This window comes from Streptomyces sp. NPDC050145 (assembly GCF_044460245.1).
GTDB lineage: Bacteria > Actinomycetota > Actinomycetes > Streptomycetales > Streptomycetaceae > Streptomyces.
This window is the reverse complement of the sequence record NZ_JBITJS010000023.1, coordinates 1-13,269: the sequence shown is the minus strand read 5'-3', so window position 1 is coordinate 13,269 and position 13,269 is coordinate 1. Positions and strand designations below refer to the sequence as shown.

Here is a 13,269-nt window from a genome sequence, read left to right as displayed (position 1 = left end):
CTGACGCCCCACCCCCGCACCCCGTCGGTTTCCTCGCTCCGGATCAGCGCGCCTCGGCGGCCTTCACCAGCGCTTCCTTCGTGACGGCTCCGGCGTAGGCCTTGCCGTCCTCGGTGATCAGGACGTTGACCAGGCGGGTCGAGTAGACCGTGCCCGTACCGAAGTCGCCCTTGACCCTGTCGCCCAGCGAGTCCAGGAACTTCTGGGCGTCGGCCGGCACGTCGCCCTTGGCCGCGCCGCCTCCCGCGAGGCCCGCGCCCTCCGGCAGCTTCAGCTCGGCGATCGAGGTCCAGCCCTCGCCGATGACCTTGAGGCCCTCGGCGCCCTCCACGCCCTCGGCGCCCTTCGGCGCGCGCTGCGGGTGGTCGCCGGGCCGCTCGCCCTTGCCCGGAAGCTCGTGGTCCTTGAGCTCCTTGCCCTTCAGCTCGTCGGCCTCGGTGACCTTGGTCCCCTTGGCCGGCTTGAAGTCGAAGGTGGACGCGGCCGGCTTGCCGAAGTCGACGCTGGTGAAGCCCGCGTCGACGACGGCCGCGCCGCCGCTCGCCGGGGTCAGCGTGAACTTCAGCGGCGTACCGGTCTTCGCGTCGACGGCGATCGTGATCGCGCCGACCGTCGAACCGGACTGCTTGGGCTTGATCTGCAGCCGGTACGCGTCCCGGCCCGCCACCTGCGAGGTGCCGTCCACGCTGAACGACGTGGTGTCGCCGGAGGCCTTGAGGATCTCGTCCGTGAGCTCCTTCGGCGTGGCGGGCAGCTCGTCCTCGCGCTGCTTCGCCCGGTCACCGGCGGCGTCGTGCCTGCCGGTGTCCTTCGCGTGGTACGCCTCGTTCGACTTGCTGTCGTAGGCCCAGACGTCGCTGCCGTTGTGGATCACGCTGTACTCGGCGGCGTCCTCGAGGATCGACAGCTTCTGCCGGTCCGGGCCGTCCGCCGCGACGCGCAGCGTGTGCGTGCCGGTGGCCAGCTCGGTGAGCTTCGCCTTGGGGTCGGCCGAGGAGGGGCCCTCGCCGCCTCCCTCGCCACCGCCGGCGCCGCCGAGCATGCCGGCCGCGCCGCCGCCCAGCGAGGGCAGCCCCAGATCGGTGTGGATCTTCACGGTGCCGGACAGCTGCTCGGTGTCCGAGGCCGCGATCTTCCGCAGGAGTTCCTGAGCCGTGGTCTTCGGCAGGTCGGGGTCGCCCGAGTCGGCGAGCGCCGGGACGAGCCCGATCGTCGCCGCTGCCACCCCGATCACCGCCGCGGGGACCGCGTACCGGGCCGCCCTGCGCCGCCCGGTGCCGGTGCCGGCGCCCCCGCCGTCCTGGCTGTCTTCCGCTGCGTACGGTGCCATGTCTGTTGCCCTACCTCCGTGATCGGCGGCGGCCTACCGTCTGTGCACTCGTCGGTCTGTGTCCCACTCCGAGCCGCCATTCTCACCCGAATCGGTCCTGAATCGGTAAGGAGTGGATGACTCAATCTGACCAAACCGGCGCCGCGAAGACGTCAGACCCCGGGATCAACTCCGCGTACGCCTACGGGATGACACGGGGCGTCACACCCCCTCCGGGTGGCGCAGAGGGGGTTTCTCAGCCGGCCCGGTGCACCACGGCGTCGCACAGCTCGACCAGCGCGGACTTGGCCTCGCACTCGGGCAGCGGGGCGAGCGCGGAGCGCGCCTCCTCCGCGTAGCGCACCGTGTCGCGGCGGGCCTGCTCGAGGGCCGGGTGGGCGCGCAGCCGGGTGAGGGCCTCGGCGTGGCGCGCGTCGTCGGTGAGGTCGGAGTCGAGGAGCTCGACGAGCGCCAGGTCCTCGGGCAGTCCGAGCTTCTCGGCGCGCTCGCGCAGCCGCAGGACGGGCAGCGTCGGGATGCCCTCGCGCAGGTCGGTGCCCGGGGTCTTGCCGGACTCGTGCGAGTCGGAGGCGATGTCGAGCACGTCGTCGGCGAGCTGGAAGGCGACGCCGAGCCGCTCCCCGTACTGGGTGAGGACGTCGACGACGGTCTCGTCGGCGCCGGACATCATGGCGCCGAAACGACACGCCACGGCGATCAGCGAGCCGGTCTTGCCGCCGAGCACGTCCAGGTAGTGGTCGACCGGGTCGCGGCCGTCGGCCGGGCCCGCGGTCTCCAGGATCTGGCCGGTGACGAGGCGCTCGAACGCCTCCGCCTGGATGCGGACGGCGTCCGGGCCGAGGTCGGCGAGGATGTGCGAGGCGCGGGCGAAGAGGAAGTCGCCGGTGAGGACGGCCACCGAGTTGCCCCAGCGCTGGTTGGCACTGGGCACGCCGCGGCGCACGTCCGCCTCGTCCATCACGTCGTCGTGGTAGAGCGTGGCGAGGTGGGTGAGCTCGACGACGACGGCCGAGGGCACGACGCCCGGCGCGTACGGGTCACCGAACTGCGCGGCGAGCGTCACGAGCAGCGGCCGGAAACGCTTGCCCCCGGCGCGCACCAGATGCTGGGCCGCCTCCGTGATGAAGGGAACCTCGCTCTTGGTGGCTTCGAGGAGTCCCTCCTCGACGGCCACCAATCCGGCCTGGACATCGGCTTCGAGAGCCTGGTCCCGGACGCTAAGACCGAAAGTCCCGACGACGGTCACGAGTGGGTCTCCTGTCTGCTGACGATCATGACGATCACATGGCGAACTCGGTCGATCATTCGGTCGATGACACGGTTTGTCGATGTGTCGCTGCCATCACTCAAGTCAGCGTATCCGGTCGCGTTTCGATCACAGGGGGCGCCTTCCCGGACTGTCCAGCCCAGGCGCCTTTCCGACGCCCCCGGTATGTTCCTGATCAGCCGATACGACCAGGGGTGACCATCTTGTCCCGCACCGCTACGGATACCGCGCCGGAACCGCCGACACCCCGCATCCGCACCGACCTGCCGTTCGACGTGACCCACGAGGACGTCCGGATCCCGCTGCCGGACGGCACGACGCTGTTCGCCCGCGTGTGGCGCCCCGGGACCGACGAGCCCGTCCCCGTCCTCCTCGAGTACCTCCCCCACCGTCTCTCCGACCGGACGGCCCCGCGCGACCACCAGCGCCACCCCTGGTACGCGGGCCACGGCTACGCCTCCGTACGGGTCGATGTGCGCGGGCACGGCAACTCCGAGGGCCTGCCGGGCGAGGCGCACGGCGCGCAGGAGCTCGCCGACGGGGTCGAGGTCGTGAACTGGCTGGCCGGGCAGCCCTGGTCCACCGGCAGGGTCGGCATGTTCGGCATCGGGTGGGGCGGGCTGAACTCCCTCCGGATCGCGGCCCTCGCGCCCGAGCCGCTCAAGGCGGTCGTCACCGTCTGCGCCACGGACGATCGCTACGACAACGACCGGCACTACATGGGTGGTTCCGTGCTCGCCGTCGACCTGCACGCGTGGGCGGCGGCGACGCTCGCGTACGTGTCCCGGCCGCCCGACCCGGAGTTCGTCGGCGACCGCTGGAAGGACATCTGGACCTCACGTCTGGCGGCGGTCGAACCGTCGATCCACACCTGGCTGTCCCACCAGACCCGGGACGACCACTGGCGGCGCGGCTCCGTCCGCGAGGACCTCGGGGCGATCCGGGCCGGCGTCCTCGCGGTCGGCGGCTGGCACGACCCGTACCGCGACACGGTCCTGCGGCTCGTGGCGGCGCTCCCCGACGACCAGGTGCGGGGCATCATCGGCCCCTGGTCCCACCAGTACCCCGACCGCTGCCGGCCGCCGGGCCCCGGCATCGGCTTCCTCCAGGAGACGCTGCGCTGGTGGGACCACTGGCTGAAGGACCAGGACAGCGACGTGACGAAGGAACCGAAGCTCCGCGCCTGGATCAGCGACTCCCACCCGCCCGCCACCGTCTACACCGAGCTCCCCGGCCGCTGGGTCGGCGAGCCCTCCTGGCCCTCCCCGCACATCACCCCGACCACCTACGAGCTCCAGGGCTCGCCCGTGCTCGTGCGTTCGCCGCAGCAGACCGGTCTGGACGCGGGCCGTTTCGTGCCGCTCGGCGGCGACGCGGACCTGCCGCCGGACCAGCGGGACGAGGACGCGAAGTCGGCGTGCTTCGAGTTCCAGCCGGCGCGGGACGTCACCGTCCTCGGGCGGCCCCGGGTCCGGCTGCGCGTCACCTCGCCCGTGCCGCGTGGGCAGGCGATCGCCCGGCTCTGCGACGTCGCGCCCGACGGCTCCTCCACGCTCGTGACGCGCGGCGCGCTCAACTTCACGTCCCGGCACGGGAGTTCGGTGACCGTGCCGATGGTGCCGGCCATGACCGAGGACATCACCTTCGAGCTGACCGGCATCGGCCACGTGTTCCCCGCGGGGCACCGGATCCGGCTCGCCGTGTCCTCCGCGTACTGGCCCTGGATCTGGCCCCAGCCCGGGTCCGAGCGCGGCTTCACCCTCGACCCGGTGGGCAGCGCGCTCGAACTGCCCGTCCGGTCCGAGGACCCCGCGACCGCCCTCCCCTCCGCCTTCGCCGAGCCCGAGCAGTCCGAACCGCTCGGCGTCGTCCTCCCCGTCCCCCTCGACGAGGAGCCGCGGCCCGAACGGCTCGTCGTACGGGACGTGGCCGAGGGCGAGTGGACGCTGGAGGCGGTCGCCGGGTGCGGGGGTGTGCGCGTGCACCCCGACGGGCTCGAGTACGCCGAGGAGGGGCGGGACACGTATGTCGTACGGGAGGACGACCCGCTGTCGGCCCGGGCCCGCTCGGAGTGGTCGATCCGGCTGCACCGGGCCGAGCGGGGGTGGGACGCGCGGGTCTCCACCCGGTCGGAGATCTCCTGTACGGCTCGGGAGTTCGTGACGTCCGACGAGGTCGTGTGCCGGGACGGGGACGAGGTCGTCTTCCACCGGACCTGGGAGCGGAGGGTGCCCCGGGTGGCGGGTTAGCGCCTTCTCGTGTGCCGGGTTCTGTTTCGTGGGCGGGTGCGGGTCTCGTCGTGGCTGGTCGCGCAGTTCCCCGCGCCCCTGAGATGCGCACTGCGTGCGCCATCTCATCGGGCGCTCGCCCGTCGGGGAAATGCGACGCGAAGCGTCTGCATTTCAGGGGCGCGGGGAACTGCGCGAGAAGCCCCACCGGGCGGCACCCGGTGACGAGACCGATCAGGCCTCGAACAGGCGCTCCAGTACCGCCGCCACACCATCGTCCTGGTTCGACGAAGTCACCTCGTCGGCGACGGCCAGCAGTTCGGGGTGGGCGTCGGCCATGGCCACGCCCCAGCCCGCCCAGCCGAACATCGGCACGTCGTTCGGCATGTCGCCGAAGGCGATCGTCTCCGCGGGCCCGGCGCCCAGCCGCTCCGCGGCGCGTTCGAGGCCCGTCGCCTTGGTGACCCCGAGCGGCTGGAGCTCCACCGTGCCGGGTCCGGACATCGTGACCGTCGCCAGCGAACCGACCGCCGCCCGCGCGACCGCCGCCAGCGCGTCGTCCCCCAGCTCGGGGTGACGCAGCAGCACCTTGCTGATGGGCCGCTCCCACAGCTCGGTCCGGTGCCACACGGGCTGCGCGGGGAGCGTGGGGTGCGGCATCCGGTACGCCGGCTCGATCAGCGTCAGGCCGTCGACGCCGTCCTGGTCGACGGCCGCGTGGACCTGACCGACCTCCGCCTCGATCTTCCCGAGCGCCTGCTCGGCCAGCTCCCGGTCCAGCGTGCGGGACCAGAGCAGCCGGTCCGTCTCGCCGTCGTAGAGCTGCGCCCCCTGCGCGCACACCGCGAGCCCGCCACCGCCGAGGCTGTCGAGGAGGTCCTTGACGCGCGGCGCGGGCCGGCCCGTCACGACGATGTGCCGGGCCCCTGTCGCGGTGGCCCGGGCGAGCGCGCGGCGGGTCCGGTCGGAGACCGTGTCGTCGCCGCGCAGCAGCGTTCCGTCCAGGTCGGTGGCGATGAGGGCATATGCGTTGGCGGCCATGGGCCGAAGAATACGGATGACGCAAGGCGCGCGTGGGTGGCCTTGGAAGGGGTCGTTCGAAGGGGTCAGACCGAGGCGGCGTGGCACTCGAAGTGGTACTCCGACTCGGAGACGATCAGGAGCCGGTCGAGCGGGCCGGACAGGAACATCCAGGGCTCCTCGACCGCGCCCCGCACCCGCTCCGCCCAGCCCGTCGCGGGCAGCCGGCACTCCAGCCAGGGGCGCGGGCGCACATGACTCGCCACGTAGACGTCGCCACCGATGCCGTGCTCGGCGAGCCGGGCCTCGATCCACGCGTCGAGCACCTCGGGCGGGGAGTCGTCGGGGAGCAGGGCGTCCGGCTCCGTGTGGATCGACCAGGCCCGCTCGATCGCGGCCCGGGCCCAGCCCGGCTCCTCGTCCGCCGACAGGCCCCGCCCGGTGCGCAGTTCGCCGAGCGCCGCCTCGACGGCCGCCAGGGACGCCCGCTCCCGGTGCTCGCGGAGTCTGCGCCGGGCGGGGCTCTCCCGTGTCTCCCGTGGGTCCACCGCGGGTCCGCGAGGCGTCAGATCTGGTCCGCGAGGCGTACGTAGTCGTAGTAGAGGGGGTCGCCGTCCTCGTCCACCGGGTACTCGTAGCTGCTCTGGTTGGCGAGGATCACCTTCAGGGCCGGCAGTTCGTCGAAGCCGAGGTCGTTCTCGGTGATCTCGTGGCCGCGCTCCGCGAGCAGCTCGAAGAGGTCCACGCTCGGGGTGCGGAAGACGTCGAGGCCGTCGAGGAGCACCCGGACGTCGGAGTCCTCCTCCAGGAAGCGGAACAGCTCCACGCCGCTCAGCGCGCCCTTGGTGAACCCGAGCATCACGTTCAGGCCGGACGCGTCGTGCTTGAGCAGGATCTGGCCCGGCTCCGGGTCACTGGAGGCGACCCGCAGCAGGCCCCACGCCTGGACCGCGTCGCGTGCCTCCTGCGCCGACATGCCGAGCCGCAGCGGACCGGCACCGACCAGCGGCAGCAGTTCCAGTTCCATGTTCCGTCCCTCGTCTTCCTCAGTGTCCTGGATGGCCTCACGCGAGGAGGGCGGCCTCGTCGATCTTCCATCCTCGCTTCGTCAGCATGTCCTGGAGGGGCTTGTTGTCCTTCAGGCTGGCGACCATGTCCTTGATGTGCTGATCGTAGGTGCCGGGGAAGCGCCGCTTGATGTCGTCGATGTCCATGCGCATCGCCTCGGTGATCCGCCCGGAGTTGATCAGCTCGCGCTGGCGCTGCTGCCAGGCCTGCGACTGGAGCGAGTAGCCCGTGCTGTACAGCTGCTCGTGGTGGTCGCGCTCCATGCGGATGGCCGGGCCGTTGTTGACCTTCTGCTTCTTGTGCGGCTTGTTCGCGAAGTAGAAGCCGGGCTCGATGACGTCCTTGTACGCCGACTTGGCAGGGATGTGGTTGACCTCCATCGCCTGCGGATACTTCGTCCCGTCCGCCTTCTTGTTGGCCGGGAGCAGACCGCCGTACCAGCCGCTCTCCTGCGTGCAGCCCTTCGCGACGAGGCCCTCGGGGTCCATGAACGTGAAGGGGTTGACGACGTACGCGGCCGGGTTGGGCGCGGGCACCAGGCCGAACGGGTCGGACGACACGTAGCGGGCCGTCTCGGGGTCGTAGTGCCGGTTCAGGTTGTAGTGCAGGCCCGTCTCCGGGTCCGCGTACTGGCCGGGGAAGCGCAGCGGGGTGTGGGCCTGGGCGTCGCGGTTGCGCGTGGTGATACCCCAGACCGTGGACCGCTTGTGCCAGGCGATGTCGCCCTGCTCGCCGACGAGTTCGGTCGGGGTGCCGATGATGTCGGTGACGATGGCGAAGAAGCGGCTGTCCACCTCTTGTTGCTCGTGCTGCCCGTGCTGCTCGTGCTGTGCGGTGTCGGCGGGAATGCGCCGTTCCAGCTGTGACATCGGCTGGAGGCCCTCGTACTCCCAGGTCAGGGTCACTCCGGTGGTGGAGTCGGTCTCCTCGGCCAGCTGGGTGCCCTCCCAGGCGAAGCGGACCGTGGCGACCACGCCGCTGCCGTCCGCCGCCATGCGGTGCTTGGCGGTGCGGCGGCCGAGGGCGTCGTAGCTGTAGCGCCACTCGGTGCCGTCGGGGGTCGTGCACGCGACGAGCCGGTCCTCCGCGTCCCAGGCGTAGCGCCAGGTGTCGGGCTTGCGCGACAGCCGCCGCTTCTGGCGCAGGACGACCCGTCCGGCGTCGTCGTACTCGTAGCGCAGCCCGTCCGCGCCCCGCAGCCGGGTGCCCTCGTAGGCGCGTTCGCCGCGGCTCCCGGTGGACCGGGCGGCGTCGGGCCACTGGGCGTCGGTCTGGTTCCCGGTGTCGTCGTAGGCGTAGCGCTCCGTCCAGCCGCCCGCGGTGACGCCGACGGGACGCCCCACCGGGTCGAGCTCGAACAGCTGGTCGGTGCCGTCGTGCCGCTCCGTGATCCGGGTCAGGAATCCGTCGGCGCGGTAGCCGTAGGAGCGGTCGCGCAGGGGACCGCGGGCCGTGGTCAGGGTCCGGGTCGCCAGCCGGCCGAGCACGTCCCACCCGGAGGCGAGCGTGACCGGCGCGTCCGCCGGGCCCAGCGTGCGGGCGGTCTCGCGGCCGAGGACGTCGTGGGTGAAGTCGAGGGCGTGACCGGCGAGATCCACCCGGGTCCGGTTGCCCGCGGCGTCGTAGCGGTACGACGTGACGGCGCCGGTGGGGGTGGTCCGCGAGACCAGTTCGCCGTGCGCGTCGTAGCCGAAGCGCATGCGGTGCCCGTCGACCGTCTCGGTGAGCAGCCGGCCCATGACGTCGCGCTCCAGGGACAGCGAGGAGGTCGGCGACACGGCGCTGATCAGCTGGTCGGCGGCGTCGTAGGTGTAGCGGGTGAGGACACCGGCGGCGTCCTTCTCCAGCACGTTGCCCACGGCGTCGAACGTGTAGGAGACGCGCTGTCCGAGCGGGGTCGTCCGGGCGACGAGCCGGCTCGCCGCGTCGTACTCGTACGTCGTCGTGCGGCCGTCGAAGTCGGTCTGCGACTCGGTCAGACCCGTGGGCCCGTACCGGTAGCTCCACGTCCTGCCCTGCGGGTCTGCCACGCCGGTGAGCCGCAGCTCGGTGTCGTACGCGAACGCGTAGCGCGCCCCGTCCCGGCCCGTGCGGGCGGAGACGAGGTCGAACCACGTGTACTCGAAGGAGGTCACGCCGCCCGTGGGGCCGGTGTGGGTGAGGCAGTTGCCCTCCTCGTCGTACGTCCACGCCTCGCTCGCCCCGTCGGCCGCGGTGCGCCGGGTGAGCCAGCCGTCGGCCGTCCACTCCATGCGCGTGACGGAGCCCGCCGGGTCGACGCTCTCCAGCGGCCGCCCGAAGGGGTCGCGGCGCACGGTGTAGGTGGCGCCGTGCCCGTCGGAGACCGAGAGGACCAGGCCCGCCTGGTCGTTGGTGCGGGTCTCTGTCGCGCCGTCCGGGAACGTGGCGGTGGCGAGCGCGCCCGCCGCGTCGTACGTGAACGTCGTCGCCGTGCCGTCGGGCGCGGTCATCGCGGTGCGGTTCCCGCGGTCGTCGAAGTGCTGGCGCCACACCGCGCCGTCCGGCCCGGTGATCGTCTCCGGCAGGTGCAGGGCGTTGTACGTGGTCGTGGTCGTGCGCCCGTCCGGGTACGCGATCGTGCGCAGGTTGCCGGACTCGTCGTACGTGAAGCGGGACGTGTGCCCCAACTCGTCGGTGCGGGACAGCAGGTTGTCGTAGCGGTCCCACTCGAAGAGCACCGTGTTGCCGAGCGGGTCGGTCTCGGCGACCGTCTGGCCGAGCGTGTTGAGGCGGCTGACGGTGACCGCGCCGGCCGAGTCCGTGAACCGGGTCTCGCGGGCCGCGAGGTCGTACGCGAAGGTCGAGGACAGCGCGCCGTCGGGGCCCACCGTCTCCACGACACGGCCCGCGGCGTCGTACACGTAGCCGTAGGTGTGGCCGTTGCGGTCGGTCCAGGACGTGACGCGGTCCTCGTCGTCGTAGGTGAACCGCAGCGGCACGCCCCGCGCGCCCGACACCCCGGTCAGCCGGTGCTGCTCGTCGTAGCCGAACGAGGCGACGCGGACCTGGCCTTCGGGCGTCTCGACGTCGAGGGCGGTGACCCGGCCGAGCTCCGGGTCACGGGTGACGCGGACCCGGTAGCCGCCCTCGTGCAGCACGGTGGAGGGCATGCCCTGCGCGTCGCGCGAGAACTGGACGCCGTTGCCGTTGCGGTCCTCCAGGTCGCTCAGCCAGTACAGGCTGCCCGAGGAGTACGGGTTGCCGACGAAGCGGCGGGTGAGGCCCGAGCGGACGTCGGCCGTGACGTAGGTGATGTCGCCGAGGGCCGACTGTCCCGCGTACGTGAGGGGGATGCGCGCGCCTTCCAGCGGCAGCACCTCCTCGCCCTCCTCGCGGGGCAGCCGGGGGTAGGTGAGGAGCGAGCCGTCGGGACGGGCCCAGACCGCGCCGCTGCCGGACAGTTCGAGCCGCTCGTCCAGGGTCGAGGCCCAGCTCGACCCGAAGGCGTGGCCGTAGTGGTAGCCGGATATGTGGGTGCGCTCGAGGACCAGGGGCAGGACGCCCGGCAGGGTCAGGTCCGTCTGGGGCAGCACCATCTCGCCGCTGGCGACGTCCACCGGGTCGGTCTTGCAGCGGCGCTGCCCGAGGCCGATCGCCTTGTCGCGGGCCTTGTCCCAGGCGTCCTTCGTGGAGTCGGGCAGGCGCTTGACGAAGTCGTTGATCCGGGTGCGGGTGCCGCCCTTGCCGTCGCCGTCCTTCTTGCCTCCCGTGATGGCGTCGACCTTGTCGCGGACGTCGTGGTCCTTGCCCTTGTGGGTGCGGGAGGCGCCCTTGACCCGCTCGGGGACGGTCTCGGTGATGTGCTTGGTGATCTTCTTCAGGGCCTTCTCGGAGCCCTTCAGCGCGCCGTGCAGGACGCTGTCGAAGGCCTGCGTGAACGGGTCGCGGCCCTTGCTGCGGCCGAACGCGCCGCGGGCCCGGCCCAGCGGGTCGGAGGACGCGAGGTGCAGCTCGCTGCCGTGCCGGGAGACCTTGCCCGCGCCGTCCTCGAACTCGGTGTGGTCGATCCGGGTCCGCTTGCCCGCACCCCCACTGCCCGACGAGCCGCCGTCACCGGCCGAAGCGATGTGCACGCCACCCTTGCCACCGCCGTGGGAACCGTCACCGCCGCCGGGGCCTTCGGCGGGCGGCATCGTGAACGCGCCCTCGGCCAGGTCCAGGACCATGTCCTCGACCATCGACTCCAGCTTCGCGTTGACCGGCTCGGTCAGCTTCGCGATCACCTCGTCGACGATCCGCTCCACGGCCTCGTCGATGATCCGCTTCACGCACTGCCGCATCGCCTGGATCTCGACCGCGCCGAGGATCGCCGACAGTCCGCCCGTCACCCACGCCAGACCGATCGACAGACCCACCGACCCGGCCATGATGGCGAGTTCGGCCTCGGCCTTGTGCTTCATCCACTCGATGATCTCGGCGAGCGTGTCACACGCGTCCGCGAACAGCCGGGCCAGCTCGGGGAGTTTCTCCAGGTGACTGGCCTTGATCTTGTTCCAGTGCTTCTCCATGGAGTCGACGGCCCAGCCCTCGGAGGAGGACAGGATCCGAGAGAACGCCAGATGCGCGTCGCCGCCGTGCCCCTCGAACTTCTCCGCGAACTCCCGCATGGCGTCGGCCATTTCGCGGTAGTCGTCCTCGTCCACGTTCGGGAAGTTGATCCCGATGAAGTCCAGGATCTCGTCCAGCCAGCCCGGAATCGTGTAACCCATGTCCCCGCGACCCCCGTCGTCTCCGCCGTGCCACCATCACCGCTCGAATTGACGCGAGCATGGGAAGGATAGTTCCCCCGGGCAAACGGGCGGTGACGGGGTTTGCGCCGGTCGGGCGCCGTAGAGCCCCCGTTCCGGCAACCGACCTTTCGGACATGACGCACTCTTCAGGCACTGCCCGAACGGCGTTCTCCCACGTAACGTGTGGCTCGCCCACCCCGAATGGAAAGTGAGGCCCGTAGGCATGGCACCCGCAGCCACGTCCGAGCACACCCCGCTCGACCCGTTCGACCTCCCCGAAGGCCACCCCTTCGGCGCCCACAACCTCCCGTACGGCGTCTTCTCGCCCGCGGGACAGGAGCCCCGCGTCGGCGTCCGCCTCGGCGACCACGTCCTGGACGCGGGCGCCGTCGCCGCCGCGCTCGGCTCCCCCTACGGCACCCTGCTGGCCCGGGCGAACCTCAACCCCCTGCTGGCCGCGGGCCGCACCGCCTGGTCGGACGTGCGGCGCGCGCTGACCGGCTGGGTGACCGTCCCGGCCCACCGCGAGACCGTCCGCGCGCATCTGCACCCGCTCGACTCGGTCACCCTGCACCTCCCGTTCGAGGTCGCGGACTACGTCGACTTCTACGCGTCGGAGAACCACGCCTCCAACCTGGGCCGCCTGTTCCGCCCGGACGAGGAGCCGCTGAAGCCCAACTGGAAGCACCTTCCGGTGGGGTACCACGGGCGCGCCGGCACGGTCGTGGTCTCCGGCACCGATGTCGTCCGTCCCTCCGGGCAGCGCAAGGCTCCCTCGGACCCGGCTCCGGTCTTCGGCCCGTCCGTCCGTCTCGACATCGAGACCGAGGTCGGCTACGTCGTGGGCACCCCGTCCGCGCAGGGCACGTCCGTGCCGCTGGCCGGGTACCGCGACCACGTCTTCGGCATCTGCCTGCTCAACGACTGGTCGGCGCGCGACATCCAGAACTGGGAGACCGTGCCGCTCGGCCCGCACCTCGGCAAGTCCTTCGCCACCTCCGTCTCCGCCTGGATCACCCCGCTCGACGCGCTGGACGCGGCGCGGGTGGCCGCGCCGGAGCGGACGGTTCCGCTGCTGCCGTACCTGGACGACTCGGGGGCGGACGTCGACCCCGCCGGGTACGACCTGCGCATCACCGTGTCCCTGAACGGCGAGGTCGTCTCCGAGCCGCCCTTCTCGGGCATGTACTGGACCGGCGCGCAGATGCTGGCTCACATGACGGTCAACGGGGCCTCCTTGCGGACCGGCGACCTGTACGGGTCCGGGACGATCTCGGGGACCGAGGAGAACGAGCGCGGGTCGCTCATCGAGATGACCTGGAACGGGACGCGGCCGCTGAAGCTCTCCGATGGGGTTGAGCGGGGGTTCCTGGAGGACGGGGATGTCGTCACCCTGAGCGCGTGGGCCCCCGGGGCCGGCGGCACCCGTGTCGGCCTGGGCGAGGTCACGGGGCGCATCGTCCCGGCTCCGGTCACGCCGTAGCTCCGACTGTCTCGTCGCCGGGTGCGGCCCGGTGGGGGCTGGTCGCGCAGTTCCCCGCGCCCCTGAAATGCAGACGCTTCGCGTCGCATTTCCCCGATGAGGCGCAGCCTCATCAGGGGCGC

The 13,269-nt window shown here is 71.9% G+C and carries 8 protein-coding genes; 2 read left to right on the top strand and 6 right to left on the bottom strand.

Annotation, left to right across the window (positions count from 1 at the left end):
- Positions 1–43: 43 nt before the first annotated feature.
- A complete protein-coding gene (locus tag ACIBTU_RS34520; RefSeq protein ID WP_399130639.1) occupies positions 44–1,330 on the bottom strand; it encodes an outer membrane lipoprotein carrier protein LolA in 1,287 nt (428 codons plus the stop codon).
- Between the two features lie 235 nt (positions 1,331–1,565).
- Positions 1,566–2,576: a polyprenyl synthetase family protein gene (locus ACIBTU_RS34515; protein ID WP_399130638.1), complete on the bottom strand. Its 1,011-nt coding sequence runs from the start codon at positions 2,574–2,576 to the stop codon at positions 1,566–1,568.
- A 224-nt stretch (positions 2,577–2,800) separates the two neighbouring features.
- Between ACIBTU_RS34515 and ACIBTU_RS34510 the strand changes: the two genes are divergently transcribed.
- Complete coding sequence (locus ACIBTU_RS34510; protein WP_399130637.1) at positions 2,801–4,846, top strand: CocE/NonD family hydrolase; 2,046 nt, start codon at positions 2,801–2,803, stop codon at positions 4,844–4,846.
- Positions 4,847–5,059: 213 nt separating this feature from the next.
- On the opposite strand, the gene ACIBTU_RS34505 is transcribed toward ACIBTU_RS34510, so the two are convergent.
- The 4 genes from ACIBTU_RS34505 to ACIBTU_RS34490 form a co-directional block, all read right to left on the bottom strand.
- Positions 5,060–5,866 carry an HAD family hydrolase gene (locus ACIBTU_RS34505; RefSeq protein ID WP_399130636.1) on the bottom strand — a complete coding sequence of 269 codons (807 nt, stop codon included), beginning with the start codon at positions 5,864–5,866 and terminating at the stop codon, positions 5,060–5,062.
- Between the two features lie 65 nt (positions 5,867–5,931).
- The gene (locus ACIBTU_RS34500) at positions 5,932–6,393 is read right to left on the bottom strand and encodes a hypothetical protein (RefSeq protein WP_399130635.1); all 462 of its coding nucleotides are present in this window, start codon (positions 6,391–6,393) and stop codon (positions 5,932–5,934) included.
- 17 nt (positions 6,394–6,410) lie between these two features.
- Positions 6,411–6,872 carry a hypothetical protein gene (locus ACIBTU_RS34495; protein ID WP_399130634.1) on the bottom strand — a complete coding sequence of 154 codons (462 nt, stop codon included), beginning with the start codon at positions 6,870–6,872 and terminating at the stop codon, positions 6,411–6,413.
- Between the two features lie 37 nt (positions 6,873–6,909).
- The gene (locus tag ACIBTU_RS34490) at positions 6,910–11,643 is read right to left on the bottom strand and encodes a DUF6531 domain-containing protein (protein WP_399130633.1); all 4,734 of its coding nucleotides are present in this window, start codon (positions 11,641–11,643) and stop codon (positions 6,910–6,912) included.
- A 244-nt stretch (positions 11,644–11,887) separates the two neighbouring features.
- Between ACIBTU_RS34490 and fahA the strand changes: the two genes are divergently transcribed.
- A complete protein-coding gene (gene fahA / locus ACIBTU_RS34485; protein ID WP_399130632.1) occupies positions 11,888–13,147 on the top strand; it encodes a fumarylacetoacetase in 1,260 nt (419 codons plus the stop codon).
- The last annotated feature ends 122 nt before the right edge of the window (positions 13,148–13,269 follow it).